Source organism: Bacillus stercoris, from assembly GCF_029772985.1.
Taxonomy (GTDB): Bacteria; Bacillota; Bacilli; order Bacillales; family Bacillaceae; genus Bacillus; species Bacillus stercoris.
The window spans coordinates 1,736,028-1,758,965 of sequence record NZ_CP121861.1 but is presented as its reverse complement, the minus strand read 5'-3'; the positions used below and the strand labels follow the sequence as shown (position 1 = coordinate 1,758,965).

Genomic DNA, 22,938 nt, shown 5'->3' with positions numbered 1-22,938 from the left:
GCAACATATATTAGATTAGCTAGGAAGTGAAGATAGTGAATGTGTTTCAGCTTTTCATTAAAAGTACATACTCTCCCCGTGATATTGCAAAAACAAGATTTCAAGGAATCGGTAAAGCGATTCTTTATGTATTTTTGCTCTCTGTCCTGTTTGCAATCCCTACCGCTTATTATGTAAGTACAGGGACCGTAAAATCAATGAATGGCTTTAAAACTGTTTTAAACAAAGATTTCCCTGATTTCACAATTTCAAACGGCAAACTTCAAACGGATGAGAAAAAAGCCACGGAATCTCAGGCAAATGGTTTCGTTATCGTGTTCGATCCGACAGACGCCTATGGCACGAAACAAATTGAAGCAAAGCAAAACGCGATCGGCATCCTTCAGAACAAATTTGTTTTGGCCATTGACGGACAAGCCCAAGAAATGCCTTACTCAATGATGCCGTCAGAGTTACAGAAAAAAGATGTCATTGCAGGTTTAAACCAAAATAAAGCGATGATCGTAACTGTTCTCTCAGCACTTATTTTTCTCGTAACAGCAGCGGGGAAATTTATTGAAGTGTCATTCTTAGCGCTTATCGGGTTAATCATTAAGAATCCGCAGAAAAAACATCTATCCTATCATCAGCTTTGGAAGCTTTCTGCTTATTCCATCACCCTTTCGACTGTATTCTTTACAATCATGCGGGCGTTAGAAGCAACCGTTCCAAGTGAATTTTTGCTTAACTGGTTTGTCAACTTTGTCATCCTGTTTCTCGTTTTAAAAGAGATTCCGTCCAAAAAGTAATTAATAAAAATTAAATTATATTATTTGTATCCTTTAAGTAGAGAGTGTGAAAGCATTTGCATTAACTTTTTACTTAAGGGATATTTAATAAAATGTATAGAGTTTAAACAGCTACATTAAAAAAAGCTCTACAATCACTCAAGAACAAGCTCTGGACAATAATTTCAGAAGTAGTAAGATGTAACATGAAAGGAGTTCTTAAAGCATTTGACATATGTTTTTGGACAAAATATGAATAACGTTAAATTTTAACTATATACTAGTTAAAATCATATGATTACCTCGACAAAATATTTTGTATCCTTTCACAACCTATTTACATAAGATCGTTGCAATTTAAAAAGCTAGGTACCAATAGGGCACCTAGCTTTCAGAATTAAATCATCAACAAGTTAGAATTATCTTCTTTCCTTCTATCCTCATTGTTAAACTGTTATCTTTTTTGTGGATTTATGTATACAAATGCAGCTCCCTTAGCTTTTCCCTTATACACTGATAAACCTACTGCCCAAGGTGTTCCTGTCGGTTTTGGTAATTTACTGAAGTAAAACTTTTTGGTTGGAGTTCTACTTGAAAAGTACCCCGAATATTGCGGGCCAATGTCCCCACCCTCAACTATAGATACACCAAAGCTCTTATAATTAAGTTTACCGCATTTTCCATTTGTTTCGGCGTAAGCATCAATAGATGTTGCACTCTTAGTATATGTATAAGCATCTGTAATAACTCTTATTTTACAACCAGAAATACCACTTACCGGTTGCCAACCACTACTTGCAGCCTCTGCTTTTTCTTTAGGTGCCACTACTAAAGTTAACATAAGTAGCAAAATTAAAAACACTGAAAATTTCCCTTGCTTCATTTTGTAGATCCTCCTTTAAACTATTACATAATTATCCTAACAAATCTATAGTTCATTGTAAATAATGGAATACGAGTTTTATATTATAAAAGCCTCTTTTTGATCTAATTTTGCACTATTTTCTATCGAAGTTAATGTTTAGTCGAAGAAATCCTGTCAAAAAAGCTCCTGTATAAACTGAGACTGCATTCGCAGTCTCTTTTCTTTTGTCATGATTCTAAATGGACAAGCATACTATGGTATAAAATTTCGTATGCGGGAGGAAAAGCGATGAAGCGTCTCACCTTAGTATGCAGTATTGTTTTTATTCTTTTTATTCTTTTTTATGACCTTAAAATTGGAACGATACCCATTCAGGACCTCCCTGTCTATGAAGCATCAGCAAAAACTGTTTCACAAGAACCAGCATATAAAACAGTGAAGGTAAAGCCGGGTGATACGGTTATGTCGATAGTCGGGTCTGCAGGTTCCCCAGACGACATAGTAAAGGATTTTGAAGCATTGAATCCGAATGTGAAAGCCAACGCCATTCAAGCCGGAACAGCATACAAATTCCCGGTCTACCCTTAATTTAACGTTAATTTCTTGTCAGTTCGGCGAAGACACTGTTACAATGTAATTTGTAAAATAAATTCACATAAACCATACTAGAATTGTTATATCTAGAAGCGGCAACTACAATTAAGGAGCGATTGCAAGTGAGTGAAATCACACATCGTACAAAAACGCGTCCCGTCAAAGTGGGACCTTTAACAATAGGCGGCAACAATGAAGTTGTCATCCAAAGCATGACAACAACAAAAACACATGATGTAGAAGCAACGGTTGCGGAAATTAACCGTTTGGCTGAAGCCGGATGCCAAATTGTTCGGGTAGCATGTCCGGATGAACGGGCGGCAAACGCCATTGCGGATATTAAAAAGCGCATTACCATCCCTCTCGTTGTTGACATACATTTCGATTATAAACTTGCGTTGAAGGCCATTGAAGGCGGCGCAGATAAAATCCGAATCAATCCCGGCAACATCGGCCGTCGCGAAAAAGTGGAAGCGGTTGTTAAAGCGGCCAAAGACAAGGGCATTCCGATCAGAATCGGAGTAAACGCAGGTTCACTTGAAAAACGGATTTTAGAAAAATACGGTTACCCGACAGCCGACGGAATGGTAGAAAGTGCACTTCATCACATTAAAATTCTTGAAGATCTTGATTTTCACGATATTATCGTCAGCATGAAGGCATCTGATGTGAACCTTGCGATCGAGGCCTATGAAAAAGCGGCAAAAGCGTTTGACTACCCGCTGCACCTCGGCATCACCGAGTCAGGAACACTGTTTGCCGGCACAGTAAAAAGCGCAGCAGGGCTCGGCGCCATTTTAAGCAAAGGCATCGGAAACACCCTGCGCATTTCATTAAGCGCAGACCCTGTGGAAGAGGTAAAAGTAGCAAGGGAGCTTCTGAAATCTTTCGGTTTAGCCTCCAATGCTGCCACACTCATTTCATGCCCGACTTGCGGCCGTATTGAGATTGACCTGATCAGCATTGCCAATGAAGTGGAAGAATATATCTCTAAGATAAAAGCGCCGATTAAAGTGGCTGTTCTCGGCTGCGCTGTAAACGGACCTGGTGAAGCGAGAGAAGCTGATATCGGAATCGCCGGCGCACGCGGTGAAGGACTGCTGTTCCGGAAAGGAAAAATTGTCCGTAAGGTTCCCGAGGAAACGATGGTTGAGGAACTCAAAAAAGAAATTGACATTCTTGCTGAGGAACACTATGCAAAGCTTGAAGCTGAAAAAGCAAATTTAAAAGAAGCAACACAAAAAGCTTGACGGGAACCCGTCAAGCTTTTTTGTGTTAGAAAAATGGAATAATAAATATTCCAAGCACTAATGAAACGACACCGATACCCATTGCCCAAGCACCCAGACCTTGAGCACCTCTTCTTCTTGCGATATAGCCGACAATAATACCGGCAGCTCCCAATAAAACAGGCAGTACAAACAATGAAATAATGGACAAGGCTAAAGCAATATATCCTATTCCCCGTCCTTCATTGACATTGCCGCCGCTACGATCGTTATCTCGGTCATTGCTGCGGTCAGCAGCACGATAAGGCTCTGCAATTTCAGCAGCTGTTTCCTCAAAAAAACCGTCATTGTCGCGGGTAATATTTGTTCCTTCAGATCCATGATCAACATAGTAACTGTTGTTATCACGCTTTTCGTAATCGTATGCCACCTTCAATTCCCCCTTCTGTTTTATTAAAGGAGCTTTTATAGTTTGATCCATTTTGCCTGATTCATGTTTGCTAAACTTTTCTGTTAATGTCAATTGTTTATGTTACACTTGAAAGGATGAAACTGAAGGAGTGTGGGCATGTTACGCTTAGGAATAGATATTGACGGCACAATTACGGCTCAGGATACATTCGTCCCTTATTTGAACCGTTCGTTTAATCTTTCCATTTCATTAAACGATATGACGGATTATGATTTAACAAAACTGTTAAACATTACCCAGGAAGAATTTTGGGATTGGATGAATCAAAATGAAGCGATTATATATAAGGAAGCATTGCTTGCACAGCATGCAAAACAGTCACTTGACCTCCTCAAAGAGGAGCACAAGCTTATTTATATTACAGCGAGACGGACTCATTTAACTGATGTTACCTATGAATGGTTTGACAGACAAAACATTCATTATGATCACATCGAACTCGTTGGCGGTCATCACAAAGTTGAAGCGGTCAAAAACCATAACATCGACCTGTTTTTTGAAGACCATCATGGAAACGCCATGATGATTGCGAAGGAAGCCGGAATTCCGGTGATTTTGTTTAATTCCCCTTATAATCAGCTTCCGATTGATTCAAGCATAATCAGAGTGAACAACTGGCTGGAAGCCGTCCAATGGATAAACAACAACAAGCACCATTTGATACGTGTCAATAACTAAAAAAGGAGCCCAAACCGGGCCCCTTTTTCATATATATTCATTACGCAGTAGTGTTTTCTTGGTTTTCCGCTGTACAATCAGGGCAAGTGCCGTAAATCTCAAATTTATGCCCGCTGACCTGATAGCCATCCAAATCATCACAAAGCTTGTCCATCGGACATGATTCAATTTCCTTTGTTTTGCCGCAGGCAAGACAAATAAAATGATGGTGGTGATGAGTGAATGAACACTTAAAACGGAAGAGCTTTTCACCAGACAGCTCAGTTGTTTCCAAAATCCCAAGTTCTTCATATAAAGAAAGATTTCTGTAGATTGTATCAAAGCTTAAGCCTGGATAATCATCATTTAATGCAGACAGTACGTTTTTAGCGGTAAGATATCTGTCTGAATCAGCAAAAAGCTGTAGCATATCCTCCCGTTTGTTTGTATATTTATATCCGTTTTCTTTTAGTAGGTTCAGCGCTTCTTGTACGTTCATGAAGGGTCCCCCTTTTCGCTTTGCTTAAGAACGTATCCCATGTATGAAAAAGAAAATGGCAGCTGTCTGTCAGCAAGCCATTTTCTTTACCGCAGATAAAATTATACCCATAAAATGAATAAAAGTAAATGAAAGCCTAGTGGATTGCGTTTTTGAATTTTCCGCCTCTCGTTTCATGAGTATTCATAATTGTGATGAATGCATTTTGATCAACTTCAAACACGATTGATTTGAGCTTTGTCACTTCCAGCCTTGTGACAACCGCGTAAATCACGTCCTTTTCTTCGTCCGTATATCCGCCTTTGCCCTTCAGCTTCGTTGTTCCCCGGCCGAGACGGTGCAAAATAGCATCCGAAATCTCATCATACTGATCAGATACAATAATGACCGCTTTTGTTTCATCAAGCCCTTGGATGACGGCATCAATGGTTTTCATCGCAATGTAATAAGTCATGAAAGAGTACATCGCTTGCTCAGGACCAAACTCAAAACCAGCCCAAATGAAAATGAATACATTGATGAGCATAACGAACTCACCCACTGAAAAAGGCAGCTTTTTCGTCAGCAAAATACCGAGGATTTCAGTGCCATCCATTGAACCTCCGTTTCGTATAACGAGCCCGACGCCAAAGCCGAGCAAAAGACCCCCGAACACAGTAGCCAAAATAGGCTGGGTTGTAAAGGCTTCTACATGGTGAAGTGAGGATTCAATAACGGCAAGCCCGACAATCCCTATAAACGTAGAGACAAGGAAGGTCTTACCTATATATTTATATCCGAAGATCATAAAAGGAATATTTAATATGACAACGAAAAAAGCGAAATTCAGAAAGGGGTTTGATATAAAGAGGTGGTCTAAAATAAGTGATACACCGATGATCCCGCCATCAATAAAATCATTGGGGATTAAAAATAATTCGATACTTACAGCCGCAGATGCAGCTCCTGCCAGAATCATAAAGACCCTGAAAATAAAATGGGAAAATGTTTCTCTCTTATGTTGTTTTGTTGGGGTCATAAAATCTCCTTTCCTGCAATAACTATTTTAAATACATTATAAATCTATTTTACCATTAAACACTGACACATTTTACTGATTTGCCCATACATTAAGTCTGGAGGTGGAATGATCGATGATTTTATTTCAAAGAATTATTTTGCAGCGGCTTAATCAGGCTACTGCTGACGATTTGCTGAAGTACTCAAAACAATACGGAATCAGCTTAACAAGATCGCAGGCCGTTGAAGTGGCGAACCTGTTAAACGGCAAAAATGTAAACATCTTTAATGAGAGTGAACGGATGCGGCTGTTGAAACAAGTAGAGACAATTACATCGAAAGAAACAGCTCAAACCGTTAATGAACTATTCAAACAATTCACAAGCTAAAAAATGGGGGTGTTATCCCCCATTTTTTATTGCTGTAAAATCTTTTCGAGCAATGTATCATCAAATTGTTTTTCTTTCAGCATTTCGATCTCAAAACGGTATGGCGGTTTTTTGTTCTTTTTATCCTCACCGACATACGGTGTTTCTAGAATTTTAGGAATGTCTTTTAACTGCTCATGGTGAACAACATATTGCAGAGCGTCAAAACCTATTTCACCAAAGCCGATATTTTCATGGCGGTCTTTTCTCGCGCCTTTGACATTTTTGCTGTCATTAATATGAAGCACTTTAATACGGTCAATGCCGACGATTTTATCGAACTCACTCAGCACCCCGTCAAAGTCCTCAACAATGTTATACCCGGCATCATGTGTATGGCACGTGTCAAAGCACACTGACAAATGCTCATTGTGTGTAACGCCTTCGATAATCTGTGCAAGTTCCTCAAAGCTTCTGCCGCATTCTGATCCTTTACCTGCCATTGTTTCTAATGCAATCTGGACATTTTGTTTTGGATCAATCACTTCATTTAAACCTTCAATAATTTTTTTGATGCCGGCTTCAGCTCCTGCCCCTACATGAGCGCCAGGATGAAGGACAATTTGCTTCGCTCCGATGGCCGCTGTCCGTTCAATTTCAGAACGAAGAAAATCAACACCCAGCTCAAAAGTGGACGGATTTGTCGTGTTGCCAATATTAATAATATAAGGCGCATGTACGATAATCTCGTCAATGCCGTTTTCTTGCATATGTGCCCGACCTGCTTCTATATTTAAGTCTTCAATTTTCTTTCGGCGCGTATTTTGCGGTGCGCCTGTATAGATCATAAACGTGTTCGCCCCATAAGAGACTGCTTCCTGGCTTGCTGCCAGAAGCATATGTTTTCCGCTCATAGAGACGTGTGAGCCTATTCTCAACAACAGGTTCCCCTACTTTCTTTTCTTAGATTGGTTTCTTCTCTGTTTTTTCTTGATTTTCTCCATCTCATAGCTCATTTTCTTTTTATATCCAGGCTTAACCTTCTTCGGCTTTTTCACGAGACGATGAGCAATTTCATCTGCTTCGTTCGGCGTTTTTTTACGCTTTTTGCGGCGCTGGCGGTCATCGCCTTTTTTCCATTCGCCCTTTTCAAGCTCTAAGTAATCAAATTCGATGCCCATTTTCTCAAGTTTTACTAATGCATCCTCATCAGAAAGCTCATAAATGGTCATCGCTTGTCCTGATGAGCCGGCTCGGGCCGTTCTGCCCACACGGTGAACATAGAAATCGAGATCATCCGGCAGCTCATAGTTGATAACATGGCTGACACCTTTAATATCAATGCCTCTTGCAGCAAGGTCAGTTGCAATGACATAAGTGAATTCTAAATCATTAATCTGCTTCATGACTTTTTTCCGCTCACGTGGTGTTAATCCGCCGTGCAGCAGGCCGATTTTCATGCCTTTGCCAGTCAGATACTGGGCAATATGATCAGCCGTGTTTTTCGTGTTGGCAAACACAATCCCCAGGTATGGATTCAGATGCGACATGATGTCAAAAAGGAGCTTGTCCTTGTCACGATGTTTCGAAGGGATAAGGATATGCTCAATTTTCGCAGCAGTCACCTGCTTTGGCTCCACATGGGCGTATTTTGGATTTTCCATGTATTTCTTTAAAAATGGTTTCAGCTTTTCCGGTATGGTCGCTGAGAACACAAGCATTTGCAGATCCTCAGGCATACGGGAACCGATGTAATCTACATCTGCAAGGAATCCCATGTCCAGCATTAAATCCGCTTCATCAATAACAAGAGCTTCCGCTTTATGAACACTTAACGCCTGTTCTTTGATTAAATCAGCAATCCGTCCGGGTGTACCGACAACAAGATGCGGCTGTATTTTCAATTTATCAATTGATTTTTGTTTGTCGGTGCCTCCGATAAAACATTTCGAGCGAATCTGACTTCCTTCTTCACCCTGCGTGATTTTAAGCGCTTCCTGATAAATCTGGTTGGCAAGCTCTCTTGTCGGAGCCGTAATAACAACCTGAACGACATCCTTAGCAGGATCGATTTTGTTTAATAAAGGCAGTAAATAAGCGTGGGTTTTTCCAGTTCCCGTCTGAGACTGGCCGATGACGCTTTCTTTTTTTAGCACTGCAGGAATCAGCCTTTTCTGGATATCAGTCGGTTCGTAAAAACCAAGGCGATGTACTGCATCTATAATAAACGGTTTCAATTCATAAAGTTCAAATTTCGTTTCTTTCATTTTTCCCAGCTCCTTAAAGCGGCACATTATGTGTCCATCATCACATTATACCCGATTTCGCTTAAAAACACCACGTTTGCAAGGCGTTTGTTTTATTCAGTTATGTAAAGCAAATACCGCAGCCCCTGCATATTCTAATAGCAGAGAGAGCTGAAAGGAGGTACAAGTATGTTTTCACCGCAGCAGCCAATGAGAAATTATCCACAGCCCGGACCGCCCCGCCCTATGCCAAATCAGCGAATGATGGGGAGAAGACCGCCTAATATGCGAGGGCCTTCATTTGGAGCACAGCAGCAAGGTTTTCAGCAAGCGGGACAATTTCTTCCTCAGGCAAATGCCGGAGCGAGAAATGGTGCGGGCGGAGGCTTAAAAGGGATGCTGTCAAAGTTCCTCCCCGGCGGAGGAGGCGCTGGCGGCGCCGGCGTTCCCGGCGTTCCTGGAGCAGGTGCAGCAGCGAGCGGAGGTGCAGGTCTGCAAGGCATTCAAAATATCGCCAATCCTGCATCTTTATCCAGTATGCTTGGAAATGTGCAAAAAGTACTCGGCATGGCGCAGCAAGTCACCCCTATGATCCAGCAGTACGGCCCTTTAGTCCGCAATCTGCCGTCATTGATGAAGCTGTACAGCCAATTAAGTAAAAGTGATGATACAGAGACAGAGAGCGATGAGGAAAGTAAAAAACAATCGGATTCAGATGAATCATCAGAAAAAGAGAAAGAAGCTGAAACAAAAACCTCAGACGGGAACAAAAAATCAAAACCAAAAAGTTCTTCTCTGCCTAAAAAATCAAAAACACCTGACAATAAAGAGCAAGAATCAAAAACATCTGGTCCGAAGAAAAAAGAAGCTGCCTCTCCTGCCCCAAAAAGAACATCAGGCAGTTCAAAACCGAGATTATATATTTAACATTCTTTGATATCTGAAGTGAGATTGGCTATAATGAGATCAGAAGAATGCAAGAATAGAGCCGTTTGATTACGGCTTTTTATATTGCCTTTACTCACTTCAGTATTGGAGGACAACCGAAAATGGACGTAATTAAAATTTCGCCGCGCGGCTATTGCTATGGCGTTGTTGATGCTATGGTCATTGCCAAAAATGCGGCACTAGATAAAAGTTTGCCAAGACCCATCTATATACTCGGGATGATTGTTCATAATAAACACGTCACTGATGCGTTTGAAGAGGAAGGGATTTTTACATTGGACGGCGCTAACCGTCTGGACATTCTTAAGCAGGTTGAAAAAGGAACTGTCATTTTCACTGCGCACGGTGTTTCTCCCGAAGTCAGAAGAATCGCAGAAGAAAAAGGATTGGTTGCAATTGATGCTACATGTCCGGATGTGACGAAAACTCATAATCTAATCTTAGAGATGAAAGAAAAAGGATATCACGTGATCTATATCGGCAAAAAAGGGCATCCAGAGCCTGAGGGAGCCGTTGGCGTAGCGCCGGAAATCGTTCACTTAGTTGAAACAGAAGAAGATGTAAAAAACCTTGATATCCAAGCAGATAAGTTAATCGTGACGAATCAAACAACCATGTCTCAATGGGATGTTCACGACATTATGGAGCTTGTCAAAGAAAAATATCCTCATGTCGAATATCACCAAGAGATTTGCCTTGCTACTCAAGTGCGGCAGGAAGCTGTATCAGAGCAGGCGAAAAAAGCGGACTTAACAATCGTTGTCGGAGACCCGAAAAGCAACAATTCAAATCGGCTTGCACAAGTGTCAGAGGAAATAGCCGGCACAAAAGCATACCGGATCGGCGACTTAAGCGAATTAAAGCTTGAATGGCTGAAAGGCGTTAATACCGTTGCAGTTACAGCGGGAGCTTCAACACCTACGCCGATCACAAAAGAAGTCATTCGCTTTTTGGAGCAGTTCGATCACGAAGATCCATCAACTTGGACAACTGATCACAATGTACCGCTCAAAAAAATACTTCCAAAAGTAAAAGCAAAAAACTGAGGCTGTAAAAGCCTCAGTTTTTTTATAGAAATGTAAATGGATTTGTATCTGTTTCAGAAACAAAGATATTCACGTCATATTTTTTATCATTACACATTGATGTCAGTTTTCTCGTGACGCCTTCTTTCATGATTTTTTCCGCATAATGACCCGGATCAACCACATTCAGGCCAAGCATCATCGCATCATGGGCCACATGGAAATATAAATCTCCTGTAACGTAAACATCGGCGCCCTTTCGTTTTGCATGGTGAATATACTTGTTTCCATCTCCTCCAAGAACAGCTACCGTTTTCACCATACTGTCAGCATCCCCCACCATTCTGACACCATTGACATCAAGCTTGTCTTTCACATATAAAGCAAATTCCTTGAGCGTCATCTCATTTTTAAGGGTTCCGACACGGCCGAGCCCTTTTTCGGCGGGAGACTGTTCAACAGGATAGATGTCGTAAGCGACTTCTTCGTATGGATGGCTTTTTATCATTGCATTGATAACAGCTTTTTCGATGCTTTTAGGAAATACAGTCTCAAGCCTTACTTCATGAACAAGCTCAAGCTCTCCTACTTCACCGATAAAAGGCTTAGCTCCGTCCAATGGCTTGAAGCTGCCGATCCCTTCAGACGAAAACGCGCAATGGCTGTATTCGCCGATATGGCCGGCGCCAGCATTTCCAAGCGCGGCTCTGACCTGCTCTTCATATTCCTTCGGCACGTAGACGGCCAGCTTTTTTAGAGGATCCGTATAAGTAGGCGCCAGCACTTCCGTCTCACGCAGCTCTAGTGCTTCAGCAAGCAAATCATTCACGCCGCCGTCCGCAACGTCTAAATTTGTATGAGCTGCATAAACAGCAATATCATGCTTCAAACACTTTTCAATTAACCTTCCGGCAGGCTGATCTGTTGAAATATGCTTTAGCGGCCGAAAAATAGGAGGATGGTGTGCAATAATCAAATCAACCTCTTTTTCAATCGCTTCATCGACAACGCTCTCCAACACATCAAGTGTAACCATCACATTTTTAATCGGTTTATTTAAGGTGCCGATTTGCAGGCCGATTTTATCTCCTTCGACCGCATAGGCTTTCGGGGAAAATTGTTCAAACAGCTGGATGATCTGCTGCCCATTAACGCTTTTAGCCATGATCGATTACCTCCTTTAACAGCTCCATTCGATCGGAGAGCTCCTTTAATTTTTGTTTGTTTTGCTCTGTGCCTGCGGCTTGTCTAATCTGCTCATAAATGTTTTGAGTGTGCTGAAGCTCTTGTGTCCACTTTTTCAAAAAGACAGCATTTTTTTCTTTTGCCAAAAAAGGGCCAACGAGCATTCCGGCTGATAAAGAAATACCGGCATAAGCCGCATCTCTGTCTCCCGCTTCGGCTACCAGCACCTCATAGCATTTTCCGTCCTCTTCAAGGATTACCTCATCTATCAGCGCATATCCTTCTTTATAAAGCCACTCCCTGATATGAACAGCATGAATATTCGGTTGTAAAATAAGGCGTTCCTTCCCCGTTAATTTGTCTTTACCCGCTTCTAAAATGTGAGCGATCAAAGCCCCGCCCATTCCGGCAATCGTAATGGCATCAGCTTCACCTTTTTTAATCACTTCCAGTCCGTCTCCCTGTCTTACAGAAATACGCGAGTTTAAACCTGATTTTTCAACCTGCCGCTTTGCAGACAAAAACGGGCCGTCTGTTATTTCTCCGGCAATCGCTCCGCTGGCTTTATGATTCAGCACCGCATAACAAGGAAGGTATGCGTGGTCAGACCCGATATCGGCCATCACCGCTCCATTCGGTATGTATTCCGCTACTGTTTGCAATCGTTTAGATAATTTTAATTCATTCACTTGTCATCACAACTTTTCTCAATCATTTTTTCCTTTACTATCATATAAAAAATCAGCCCGGAATCCAAGCTGAGCGAATGATTTTTAGTTTGTTTCTTTTGATTCGGGTCTGCACGCGGCAGTCAAAAATAAAAGGCTGTCGAGAACATCTCGGCGGCCTGTAAATGTATAAAGACAAAAATGGTTCTTTTATTTAATTTTTGACACCCACTCTGCCATATCATCCAGCTTATCTGCCGGAACAAGACCGGAAGGCATTCCATTACCGCCTTTTTCGATCTTTGTTTTAATTTCAGCGACATCTTTCTTATCCCCTACACCTTTTAAACTCGGACCCGAAACACCTTCATAATTTTCACCGTGGCATGCGATGCAGTTTGCCTTGTAAATTTCTTCTGGTGAAGCGTTTGCATCTTTCTTTTCAGCAGATTTGCTTTCTCCTCCGCTTGCAATCTCCCGAGAGTCATCAAGTCCTTTTACTGATAAAAAGAAAGTTAGACCAATTCCTAAAACAGCGATCAGTAAAAATGGAATAAGCGGGTTCCATTTCATTTCCCTTCCCCCTTTTTGATCCTTCCCCCTATGTAAACACTTCTAATTCTAACTTATTTTAACAAAAAGTAAATGGATTGCTATACAAAAGTTTTTTATTCACACTTTATACAAAATTGAATAGAGACATGCCTATTTCTCTAATATCCTTTTTATTCTATTGTATAATGTATTGTATACGCTTACAATAGAAAATATGGAATTAGATTTTGAAATTTTTCATCACAATGTTCATTTGCAAATGACATCATTTTTCAGTAAAATAAAGGCATATTATCCATATATCTTTTTTAAAAAAAGAAGAACGGATCTGCAAGACCCGTTCCATCTTATTCGAGGAAATCTTTCAAACGTTTACTTCTGCTAGGATGTCTTAGTTTCCGCAACGCTTTGGCTTCGATTTGTCGAATACGCTCTCTCGTCACTCCAAATACTTTGCCGACCTCTTCTAATGTTCTTGTACGGCCATCATCAAGACCGAATCGAAGACGCAATACATTTTCTTCACGATCAGTTAACGTATCAAGTACATCTTCCAGCTGCTCTTTTAACAGCTCGTATGCGGCGTGATCTGAAGGTGAAGTTGCTTCTTGGTCTTCAATAAAATCACCAAGGTGTGAGTCATCCTCTTCACCGATCGGTGTTTCCAGTGATACCGGCTCTTGTGCAATCTTTAAGATTTCGCGTACTTTTTCAGGCGTTAAATCCATATCTTCCGCAATTTCTTCAGGTGTTGGTTCTCTGCCTAAGTCTTGAAGCAATTGACGCTGCACACGGATTAATTTATTAATGGTTTCCACCATATGAACGGGAATCCGGATCGTTCTCGCCTGATCGGCAATAGCGCGTGTAATCGCCTGTCTGATCCACCACGTAGCATACGTACTGAATTTATAACCTTTGCGATAATCAAATTTTTCAACGGCTTTCATCAGACCCATGTTTCCTTCTTGGATCAGGTCAAGGAACAGCATACCGCGTCCGACATACCGTTTTGCGATACTGACAACAAGCCGCAGGTTCGCTTCAGCCAATCTGCGTTTAGATTCTTCGTCACCTTCTTCAATCTTTTGAGCGTAGGCGATTTCTTCTTTTGCAGATAGAAGGTTAACCCGACCGATTTCTTTTAAATACATACGAACTGGGTCATTGATTTTAACGCCAGGCGGTACACTTAGGTCATTAAGGTCAAATTCTTCTTCGGCTTTGGCAAGCTGCTGAATATTAGGATCTTCTGTTTCTTCATTCTCACTAATTAATTCAACACCTTGTTCACCTAAAAATTCATAATACTCATCCATTTGGTCTGATTCAATTTCAAAGCTGGACATACGCTCAGCGATTTCTTCATATGTCAAAACGCCACGTTTTTTACCAGACTCTGTTAATTGCTCTTTTACTTGGTCGAATGTTAATTCTGTCTCGTGGGTTTGTTTATCAGCCATTATGGATCCCTCCTTCCAAAGCTTGCAACGAATTCTATAAGCGGTATGATTCTTATTCGGTCCATTCAGGCGTTTTCTATATGAACTGCCTTTAACAAATGTGCGAATAATGAAATGACAATTCATGATGAGGTTAAGCGATCTATTTGCTCCTCCGCAAGGAATCATTGCCAATAAATGCTTCTCATCAGTTTTCCAGTTATTTTAAAGATCGGTTCAATGTAACGATTTCTTGAGCCAGAGAAGCAGCTCTTAAAAAATCTTTTTGCCTTTCGGCTTCGGCTCTTTCCGCCTCTTTTTCTTTTATCATTGACCAATTTCTTTGATTCAACACTTTTTTTACATAATCTGATAACTCAGCTTCGCTAAGCTCTTGATTAACCTGAAGCATTAATATATCAGACAAGAGCTGGCTTATATGATCATCTGTCACCCTGGCCATCAGATGCTGGGGCGTCAGCTCGGCTCCCTCTTCATAAAAAGCATAAAGATAAGCGGCTAATGCTCGGTGCTCATCAATATTAAATTGAAACCCTACCCGGTCAATCACTTTTTTGATGACGCTCCGATCTCGAAGCATGTGAGCGAGTAACAGCCTTTCTGCATTTTCATACGCCGGGCGCAAACGTTTTTGCCTTGCTTTTGTCGTCAAATGCGCTCGCCGTGTTTTTGTTTCACCGCCATTGTCAGCAGGTTTGTTTTGCTTGCTGAAAACAGACAGCTGCTCAGTTAAAGACTCCTGGGAAAGCGAAAACTCTGAAGCAAGCTGTTTTACATAGACTTCCTGCTCTAGAGACCCTGAAAGCGTGCTGATTTCTTTCAGTACGTCTTTAATGTAAGCCAGGCGATCGCCTTCATCGGACAGGTTCTTTCCTTTTCGGAAATATTGCATTTTAAATGCCATTACGGTGACACTGGCGTCAATAATGTCGTTTTTAAATTTTTCCCCGCCGAATTTTTTGATGTAATCATCAGGGTCCAATCCGTCAGGAATCATTGCAACTCTGACTTTGCACCCTTTTTTTTGCAGAAGCTCCGAAGCTTTTAAGGTGGCTTCATAACCGGCTTTATCAGAGTCATAGCAAAGAATGATTTCTTCGACGTTTCTTCTCAGGATCTTGACATGATCATCTGTAAGAGACGTTCCCATCGTGGCTATGCTTTCTTTTACACCCGAGCTTACAGCCGATATGACATCGGCAAACCCTTCAAATAAGACTGCTCTTTCCTGCTTTCTGATATGAAGTCGGGCCTTATAGAAATTGTAAAGCAGTTTACTTTTATGAAAAAGCGGGGTTTCAGGACTGTTCATATACTTAGGCTGCTGGCTGCCAAGAGCCCTGCCTGAGAAAGCAACAACAGCCCCGTGATGATCATGGATCGGAAACATGACACGGTTTCTGAAGCGGTCGAAATATCCGCTTCCGTCTTCGCGTCTGATCAGAAGACCCGCTTTTTCCATTTGCGCCTCACGAAATCCCCTCTTCACAAGGAATTTCGTGATAAAGTCCCAAGAATCAAGAGCATAGCCAATCTGAAATTCATCAATCAGCTCTTTCGTAAAGCCCCTGGAGAGCAGATAATCCAGTGCCTCTTGACCTTCTTTTGTATTTATTAACAAATGATGGTAAAATTTCTTCAGGAGCTCATGTGCCTCAGCCATTTTTTGATCCCCAGAAGACTCTGGCCGGGCTTCGGAATGGACTGTTATATCATCTGGAAAATCAATTTGGTATTTGTCAGCAAGGTGAGAAACCGACTCAGCAAATGAATAACCTTCCATCTGCCTTAAAAAAGAGAAAACATTGCCGCCCGCTCCGCAGCCAAAGCAATGAAAAATCTGTTTGTCGGGCGATACGGAAAACGAAGGTGTGCTTTCTCCATGAAAAGGACAGAGTCCAAAGTAGTTTCGGCCTTGCTTTTTTAATTGAACATAATCACCTATGACTTCAACGATATCTGCCGACTTTTGCACCTGATCCACAATTTCATCTGGTATCCGATTTCCCATCTTATAACACTCCGTCGTACATTATTCGATGCTTTAGTGCAAAATCCCTTCATCGTTCGACAGGATTTTTTGCAGCAGTGTAATAAATCGTTCTCGATCTTCTTTATTCAATTTTTTAGGCCCTTTGGCGTATACGCCTTTTCTCCTTTGTTTGCCGGAAAAATGACGGCTCTCAAGAGCAAAATCAATCGTGTCTTCTTTGTAAAGACGACCTCTTTCCGACATAACGGAGACATTTCTGTTCAACAGCAGAGATGCTAATCCGATGTCCTGCGTCACAACAATATCTCCCGGTTTTACGTGATTTGCGATATATAAATCAGCAGCTTCTTTATGAGGATCAACATACTTCCATTTTTCTTCATTGCTTCTGGAAAGCTGATAATGTTCAAATGAAGCGACAAAAAGAACTTGAACTTCATACTCGGATGCTGTTTGTAAAATTTCATCTTTTACCGGACAAGCATCAGCATCGACAAAAATCGTCTTTTCTTGTTCATTAAGAAGAGTAATTCTCCATCCCTCCATTAAACTCCTGCATAAAAGCAAGCAAAATCGCACATCCTTTATTATTGCGGATGTATATGAATTTGTCGAAAAATTTCCGGGAGAAATTCTTGACATCTTACCCATAATAGTTTATTCGTATCACACGATCCTTAAACCTAAAATTAATCATTTTATCACAATTTTTTATTATAATACAAACTTCGCAAAGAAGCTATTGTTTTTCATTATTCCCTTTTGGCATAGCCAAAAACCCAGGATAGAGCGTCCTGAGTTATAAGTTTTTTGTTTTGAGATGATGGATAATATTCGCTGTTTCCTCAACCGCTTTATTTGAAACATCAACAACCTGGCAGCCGATCCGATCCACAATCTTTTCGAAATACTCCAGTTCCTCTTTGATTCGGTTGATATTTGCATAAATCGCTTTATCATTAAGCCCCAGTGATTTTAAGCGTTCTTTTCTGATATGATTCAGTTTATCAGGGCTAATCTTTAAGCCGATGCATTTTTTCGGATCAACGTTAAAAAGTTCTTCCGGTGGATCAACCTCAGGTACAATCGGAACATTGGCAACCTTCAGGCGCTTGTGTGCGAGATATTGAGACAGCGGTGTTTTAGACGTTCTTGAGACGCCGATCAAAACGATATCAGCTTTTAAAATCCCTCTTGGATCACGTCCATCATCGTATTTAACTGCAAACTCGATGGCCTCCACTTTTTTGAAATAGTCTTCATCAAGCTGGCGGACCCGCCCCGGTTCGTATTTCGCTGTTAAACCGTAGGCCGTTTCCATTTTATCAATTAACGGGCCGATAATATCATAATATAAAACATTTGCTTTTTCCGCTTCGGCTATCAAATATTCTCTGATTTCCGGCACCACGAGTGTAAAACAGATAATGCCGCCGTCTGCCTTTGCAAGTGAAATCACTTCATTGATAGTGCCTATATCTTCAACATAAGGAATTCTTCTTACATGTGTATCATCCGCCGATCCGTTAAATTGGCTGAGTGCTGCTTTTACTACCAATTCGGCCGTTTCACCGACGGAATCCGATACAACATAGATGATGCGGTTATTCATATTATCCCCCCGTTAGTTTGCAATCTTATAGGATTTCATTTTCCGATAAACTGACAAGTATTTTTGTCATATTTGTTTTTGTCACTCTGCCGATTACTTCAAAGCCTTTATCGGTATCTTTGATGACAGGCAGCGCATCAATTTGTTTTTCTATTAAGTGCTTTGCAATGTCCATTACATAATCCTCACGTCTGCACACCGTAATGTTCGGCATCCTTGTCATGATGATGTGAACAGGGACCGATGTAAGCTCCTGCTGGCCAATGCTCGCTCTGAGCAAGTCCTTTCGTGAAAGCACCCCGACTAAAACAGCATCGCGGTCCACCACAAACAGAGTACCTACATCTTCTAAAAACATGGTGCAAATCGCATCGTACACAGAAACGTTTTCGTGAATCACTACGGGGATAGATTGAAAGTCTTTCACCTGAAGCTTTTTGAGTTTATCCGCCAAAAGCTGTGTGCCGGTTTTTCCCGTATAGAAATAACCGACTCTCGGGCGCGCCTCGAGGAATCCTGACATGGTGAGTATGGCTAAATCCGGACGCAATGTCGCCCTGGTAAGGTTCAGCTTTTCTGCAATATGCTCCCCTGTAATCGGCCCGTTTTCTTTTACAATCTGCAAAATATGTTCTTGCCGTTTATTTAGTTCGATCGTACTCACCACCTTTTCACTTCATAGCTATGTAAAGAAATAATAATCCATATTATAGCGTAAATATCTTGTAATCAAACAAAAAACTTATAAATGGGGAAAAGACGATTACCGATCACACAGCAACCGCCTTTTCTCTCTTTATTTTACAATAAGGGCATTCATATTCGCAAAGGACTTGATCTCATCCGCCAAGCTTACCATTTGCGCTAAACGATTTGCCTTTAATGCCTCATTATCCGCTATAACCATTGTATGGTCGAAGTAAGCATCAATCGGTTCTTTTAAGGCTGCAAGTGAAGCAAGCGCCGCCTCATAATCTTTTTTGCTGAAGTTTTCCTGCAGATTTTGCTTCGCTGTTTGGTAGGCATCAAACAGCTTTGCTTCGTATTCATTTTCAAACAGATCAGGCTGAATGTCTCCGCGGACTCCTTTTTTGCTGATAGAGATCACTCGGCCTAACGCTTCAGCTGTTTCCTTAAAGCCAGGTGCACCAAGCTTTTGTTCCAGTACTTGCGCTTTATGCAGCGCTGAGTATGGCCTAAGCTCAGAGCTTTCCAGCACGGCGTCGATAACATCATGTCTGATTTGTTCAGCATTCAAGACATATTTCAGGCGCTGAGTGAAGAAATCCAGCAGTTCATTTTCTTTATCAGTTTGAACGAAAGTAAGCAGCTCTTCAAATGAAATTCCCCAGTTGCGGTCAAGAAGAATCGCAACAATACCGCTTGCCTGGCGGCGCAGTCCGTAAGGGTCCTGAGAACCGGTCGGAATAACGCCGATTGAGAAGAATGAAGCGATTGTGTCAAGCTTATCCGCCATTGCTACAACAGCTCCTGTAAAAGTAGAAGGCGTTTCTCCGCCAGCTGATCTAGGCATATAATGTTCATTGACTGCCGCAGCCACAGCTTCATCTTCACCAAGCATTCTCGCATACTTTTCGCCCATAATTCCTTGAAGTTCAGGGAATTCATATATCATATGCGTGACAAGGTCGAATTTAGAAATTTCAGCAGCTCGCTTCACATGTTTTAATGTATCTTCATCAGCCTGAAGACGAACGGCAAGTTTCTCTGCGATTGATGTGACTCTTCTAACCTTATCAGCAAGAGAACCAAGCTCTTCATGGAAAACGATATTTTCAAGCTTCTTCACATTTGCATCAATGTTTAGTTTCTGATCTTCTTTGTAGAAGAATGAAGCATCAGACAAACGCGCGCGCAGCACTTTCTCATTGCCTCGGGCCACATTTTCGATCGCGTGGCTGTTGCCGTTTCGGACTGTGATAAAGTGAGGCAGCAAGTCACCGTTTTTGTCTTTGACAGGGAAGTAGCGCTGATGCTCTTTCATTGTCGTGACAAGCACTTCCTCAGGAATTGACAGAAACTCAGATTCAAATGAACCGTAAAGAGCTGTCGGGTATTCTACTAAATGATTCACTTCATCAAGAAGGTCTTCGTCAACCGGAATGCTCCAATTGTGTTCTGCAGCCATTGCCTCCAGCTGAGATTGAATCATTTGCTTTCGGACGTTAGGATCAGCAATAACATGCTGTTCTTTCAGCTGCTCTTCATAAGCTGAAGGTGATTCAATTGATACTTCATGTCCGAGAAAACGGTGTCCCTGTGTTGTTCGTCCAGATTCAACGTTTGTGATCGAAAATGGAATGACATCCTGTCCAAATAAAGCGACAATCCATTTGATTGGTCGGATATAACGCAAATCTTCATTTCCCCAGCGCATGTTTTTCGGGAAATGCAAGCTTGTAATTAAACCGCTCAGTTCTGGCAGAAGCGATTTCGTTTCTTGGCCGGCTTGGAATTTTTGCACGAATACATACTCTGTGCCTTTTACTTCTTTGATGTACAGGTCTTCCACATTCGCGCCTTGGCCTTTTGAAAATCCGATTGCCGCTTTTGTCCAGTTTCCGTCTGCATCTAGGGCAATTTTTTTCGCAGGTCCTTTTGCTTCCTCTTTTATATCATCCTGCTTTTCTGCAACATCCTTAACGAACACAGCAAGACGTCTCGGTGTATTGAAGAGCTTCACTTCACCGTGAGTAATATTTTTTTCTTTAAGCCAGCCTGTCAGCTTCTCGCCAAGCTGAACCATGCTTTCATTCAAAAAGCGCGCCTAAGATTTCCTCTAATCCGATCTCTAAAAGTAAATCCTGTTTACTCATGAGAAGAACCCTCCCCTTTAAGCATTGGGAACCCTAGTTTTTCTCGTTCCTCATAATAGGTTTTTGCTACTTTTCTAGCTAAATTCCGCACTCTTGCGATATAGCCCGTCCGCTCGGTAACAGAGATCGCACCTTTGGCGTCAAGCAGATTGAAGGTGTGCGAGCACTTCAGCACATAGTCATATGCTGGATGAACAAGTCCGTTATCCATTTGCTTGATCGCTTCTTTTTCATATGTGCTGAACAGTTGGAACAGCATATCGACGTCTGACGTTTCAAATGTATAAACCGAATGCTCATATTCAGCCATCATGAATAAATCTTTTACTGTAAACCCTGTCGTCCATTCCAAGTCGAAAACATTTTCTTTATCCTGGATATAAGACGCGAGACGCTCGATTCCGTACGTAATTTCAACTGAAACCGGTTTACATTCAAGTCCTCCGACCTGCTGGAAATACGTAAATTGTGTAATTTCCATTCCGTCAAGCCATACTTCCCAGCCAAGACCCGCACAGCCTAAAGACGGATTCTCCCAGTTGTCTTCAACAAAACGAATATCGTGCTCAAGCGGATCAATTCCGAGAGCCCGCAAGGAATCTAAATACAGCTCTTGAATGTTATCAGGAGACGGTTTGATAATGACCTGGAACTGATGATGCTGATACAATCTGTTTGGGTTCTCCCCGTATCGGCCGTCTGCAGGGCGTCTTGAAGGCTCTACATAAGCCACTTTCCACGGCTCAGGGCCGATGCTGCGCAAAAATGTATACGGGCTCATCGTGCCGGCTCCTTTTTCTACATCGTAAGCCTGCATAAGCACACAGCCCTGACTGGACCAATGCTTTTGCAAGGTAAGAATCATGTCTTGAATATTCATTTCAAGCACCTCCACTTTTCTTTCATAAAATGACTGCGGCAGCAACCAAAAAACTCCCGTCTCTATGCTTGCCTGCCGCAAACATAGGGACGAGAGTTCTCCCGCGGTTCCACCCTAGTTGCTGAGAAGAAAATCCCAGCCTCTTTTTTAAAATTGCTCAAGAATGCCTTTCGTTGCGTGCTCATCCTTAGCTTACACCGCCCTAAGGTCGCTTTCATGAGGTAAACGCAAGTACTTCTTTCTCTCACTGCAACATATTTTATAATAAATGATCATATAAAAAGATGGACCAAATGTCAACTTTTGTTTTCACCCATAAGATGTTTCATGCTTTCCATTTGATCTAAAAAGCGCTTTGATTTTAAATATAACCCTGAATATTCTTCGTAATACAAATCAATCACTTGCTTTAATTCAGCTTTTGTTTCCTCTTTTAAGGACACATTGCCCAGCCTCGACAGATCGAAGTAATAAAAGAGTCTCAACAGCCTTGCTGTTTGCGGTTTAATCGGAATCCTGTAAGGATCTTTTTCAAAACAGCGATGGCATATAAAACCATTATCACGGACAGAAAAGTGAAAAGTTCCGTCTTGGCTTTTACAATGTACACAATGATTCAGCTCAGGATACAGCCCCATGACACCGAGCATCTTCATTTGAACAATGAAGGTGATAACATCCGGATCTGTTCCTTCATTCAGCTGTTTTAGTGATTCTAATATAAATTCAAATAAATAAGGATTTGGCTTTCTTTCCTCTGTGCCTCTGTCGACTAATTCAGCAATATATGCGGCATAGGCTGTTAAAAACAAGTCTTCCCTGATGCCTCGCATGCTGAGGATCATTTCCCCCTGCTGAAGCGTTCCGAGGCCTGATGTTTTTTGCATTAAAAATGAACCATACAAAAAGGGCTGGCTGACTGCTGATAAACGGCTGTTCGGTTTTTTGGCGCCTCGTGCCATAACACCTATTTTTCCGTGTTCTCTTGTCAGTAATGTTACGATTTTATTCGTCTCTCCGTAATCATTTGTGCGAAGAACGATCCCTTCACATTTTGTCAGCATTTCCGCACCTTC

Annotated in this window: 23 protein-coding genes, 1 pseudogene and 1 other annotated feature; of the genes and pseudogenes, 7 read left to right on the top strand and 17 right to left on the bottom strand. The window is 41.6% G+C overall.

Features of this window, described 5'->3' with window-relative positions; all coding sequences use genetic code 11:
• Positions 1-35 precede the first annotated feature (35 nt).
• The gene (locus tag QA442_RS09170; RefSeq protein ID WP_095431703.1) at positions 36-788 is read left to right on the top strand and encodes a DUF1189 domain-containing protein; all 753 of its coding nucleotides are present in this window, start codon (positions 36-38) and stop codon (positions 786-788) included.
• A gap of 433 nt (positions 789-1,221) precedes the next feature.
• Here QA442_RS09170 and yqgA read toward each other — a convergent pair whose 3' ends face one another.
• Positions 1,222-1,650: a cell wall-binding protein YqgA gene (gene yqgA, locus QA442_RS09165; protein WP_009967754.1), complete on the bottom strand. Its 429-nt coding sequence runs from the start codon at positions 1,648-1,650 to the stop codon at positions 1,222-1,224.
• A gap of 270 nt (positions 1,651-1,920) precedes the next feature.
• Between yqgA and QA442_RS09160 the strand changes: the two genes are divergently transcribed.
• The gene (locus QA442_RS09160; RefSeq protein ID WP_040082610.1) at positions 1,921-2,220 is read left to right on the top strand and encodes a LysM peptidoglycan-binding domain-containing protein; all 300 of its coding nucleotides are present in this window, start codon (positions 1,921-1,923) and stop codon (positions 2,218-2,220) included.
• A gap of 122 nt (positions 2,221-2,342) precedes the next feature.
• Complete coding sequence (gene ispG, locus QA442_RS09155) at positions 2,343-3,476, top strand: flavodoxin-dependent (E)-4-hydroxy-3-methylbut-2-enyl-diphosphate synthase (protein WP_095431704.1); 1,134 nt, start codon at positions 2,343-2,345, stop codon at positions 3,474-3,476.
• A gap of 25 nt (positions 3,477-3,501) precedes the next feature.
• Here ispG and QA442_RS09150 read toward each other — a convergent pair whose 3' ends face one another.
• Positions 3,502-3,891 carry a DUF308 domain-containing protein gene (locus tag QA442_RS09150; protein ID WP_080478340.1) on the bottom strand — a complete coding sequence of 130 codons (390 nt, stop codon included), beginning with the start codon at positions 3,889-3,891 and terminating at the stop codon, positions 3,502-3,504.
• A 132-nt stretch (positions 3,892-4,023) separates the two neighbouring features.
• Here QA442_RS09150 and QA442_RS09145 point away from each other — a divergent pair, with 132 nt between their 5' ends.
• Entirely contained in the window at positions 4,024-4,605 is a 582-nt protein-coding gene (locus QA442_RS09145) for a hypothetical protein (RefSeq protein WP_069839501.1), read from the top strand.
• A gap of 40 nt (positions 4,606-4,645) precedes the next feature.
• On the opposite strand, the gene zur is transcribed toward QA442_RS09145, so the two are convergent.
• Both zur and QA442_RS09135 read right to left on the bottom strand, forming a co-directional pair.
• Positions 4,646-5,083 (bottom strand): zinc uptake transcriptional repressor Zur, encoded by a 438-nt coding sequence (gene zur, locus QA442_RS09140; RefSeq protein ID WP_004398578.1) that lies wholly within the window; start codon positions 5,081-5,083, stop codon positions 4,646-4,648.
• 136 nt (positions 5,084-5,219) lie between these two features.
• Complete coding sequence (locus tag QA442_RS09135) at positions 5,220-6,101, bottom strand: YitT family protein (RefSeq protein WP_014664630.1); 882 nt, start codon at positions 6,099-6,101, stop codon at positions 5,220-5,222.
• A gap of 115 nt (positions 6,102-6,216) precedes the next feature.
• Between QA442_RS09135 and QA442_RS09130 the strand changes: the two genes are divergently transcribed.
• A complete protein-coding gene (locus QA442_RS09130; protein WP_014664631.1) occupies positions 6,217-6,471 on the top strand; it encodes a DUF2624 domain-containing protein in 255 nt (84 codons plus the stop codon).
• A 26-nt stretch (positions 6,472-6,497) separates the two neighbouring features.
• Here QA442_RS09130 and QA442_RS09125 read toward each other — a convergent pair whose 3' ends face one another.
• A complete protein-coding gene (locus QA442_RS09125; protein WP_095431705.1) occupies positions 6,498-7,391 on the bottom strand; it encodes a deoxyribonuclease IV in 894 nt (297 codons plus the stop codon).
• Between the two features lie 9 nt (positions 7,392-7,400).
• Positions 7,401-8,717, bottom strand: coding sequence for a DEAD-box ATP-dependent RNA helicase CshB (gene cshB / locus QA442_RS09120; RefSeq protein ID WP_041521384.1), 1,317 nt, complete (start codon positions 8,715-8,717; stop codon positions 7,401-7,403).
• Between the two features lie 168 nt (positions 8,718-8,885).
• On the opposite strand from cshB, the gene QA442_RS09115 reads away from it, so the two are divergent.
• Together QA442_RS09115 and QA442_RS09110 are read left to right on the top strand one after the other, a co-directional pair.
• Positions 8,886-9,623, top strand: a complete 738-nt coding sequence (locus tag QA442_RS09115) for a YqfQ family protein (protein WP_095431706.1) — start codon at positions 8,886-8,888, stop codon at positions 9,621-9,623.
• Positions 9,624-9,745: 122 nt separating this feature from the next.
• Positions 9,746-10,690: a 4-hydroxy-3-methylbut-2-enyl diphosphate reductase gene (locus QA442_RS09110; protein WP_095431707.1), complete on the top strand. Its 945-nt coding sequence runs from the start codon at positions 9,746-9,748 to the stop codon at positions 10,688-10,690.
• 22 nt (positions 10,691-10,712) lie between these two features.
• On the opposite strand, the gene QA442_RS09105 is transcribed toward QA442_RS09110, so the two are convergent.
• From QA442_RS09105 to recO, 11 genes and pseudogenes are all read right to left on the bottom strand, one after another.
• Entirely contained in the window at positions 10,713-11,834 is a 1,122-nt protein-coding gene (locus QA442_RS09105; protein WP_095431708.1) for a Nif3-like dinuclear metal center hexameric protein, read from the bottom strand.
• A complete protein-coding gene (trmK, locus tag QA442_RS09100) occupies positions 11,827-12,477 on the bottom strand; it encodes a tRNA (adenine(22)-N(1))-methyltransferase TrmK (protein ID WP_231516580.1) in 651 nt (216 codons plus the stop codon). Before trmK ends, QA442_RS09105 begins: the two co-directional genes overlap by 8 nt.
• A 255-nt stretch (positions 12,478-12,732) precedes the next feature.
• On the bottom strand, positions 12,733-13,095 hold the full coding sequence (cccA, locus tag QA442_RS09095) for a cytochrome c550 (protein WP_003230068.1): 363 nt from the start codon (positions 13,093-13,095) through the stop codon (positions 12,733-12,735).
• Positions 13,096-13,424: 329 nt separating this feature from the next.
• Positions 13,425-14,540, bottom strand: a complete 1,116-nt coding sequence (rpoD, locus tag QA442_RS09090) for an RNA polymerase sigma factor RpoD (protein ID WP_003226225.1) — start codon at positions 14,538-14,540, stop codon at positions 13,425-13,427.
• Positions 14,541-14,739: 199 nt separating this feature from the next.
• On the bottom strand, positions 14,740-16,551 hold the full coding sequence (gene dnaG / locus QA442_RS09085; protein WP_136654224.1) for a DNA primase: 1,812 nt from the start codon (positions 16,549-16,551) through the stop codon (positions 14,740-14,742).
• A 33-nt stretch (positions 16,552-16,584) separates the two neighbouring features.
• Positions 16,585-17,079 (bottom strand): YaiI/YqxD family protein, encoded by a 495-nt coding sequence (locus QA442_RS09080; protein ID WP_071578553.1) that lies wholly within the window; start codon positions 17,077-17,079, stop codon positions 16,585-16,587.
• A 253-nt stretch (positions 17,080-17,332) separates the two neighbouring features.
• Positions 17,333-18,145 (bottom strand): pyruvate, water dikinase regulatory protein, encoded by an 813-nt coding sequence (locus tag QA442_RS09075; RefSeq protein WP_014664641.1) that lies wholly within the window; start codon positions 18,143-18,145, stop codon positions 17,333-17,335.
• Positions 18,146-18,170: 25 nt separating this feature from the next.
• A complete protein-coding gene (gene ccpN / locus QA442_RS09070; RefSeq protein WP_003237058.1) occupies positions 18,171-18,809 on the bottom strand; it encodes a transcriptional regulator CcpN in 639 nt (212 codons plus the stop codon).
• A gap of 132 nt (positions 18,810-18,941) precedes the next feature.
• Positions 18,942-20,982: pseudogene (glyS, locus tag QA442_RS09065) on the bottom strand (glycine--tRNA ligase subunit beta).
• Positions 20,975-21,862 carry a glycine--tRNA ligase subunit alpha gene (glyQ, locus tag QA442_RS09060; protein ID WP_040083765.1) on the bottom strand — a complete coding sequence of 296 codons (888 nt, stop codon included), beginning with the start codon at positions 21,860-21,862 and terminating at the stop codon, positions 20,975-20,977. Before glyQ ends, glyS begins: the two are co-directional and overlap by 8 nt.
• An 82-nt stretch (positions 21,863-21,944) precedes the next feature.
• Positions 21,945-22,119: a binding site (T-box leader), on the bottom strand.
• A gap of 39 nt (positions 22,120-22,158) precedes the next feature.
• A complete protein-coding gene (recO, locus tag QA442_RS09055) occupies positions 22,159-22,926 on the bottom strand; it encodes a DNA repair protein RecO (protein WP_014664644.1) in 768 nt (255 codons plus the stop codon).
• Positions 22,927-22,938: the final 12 nt, after the last annotated feature.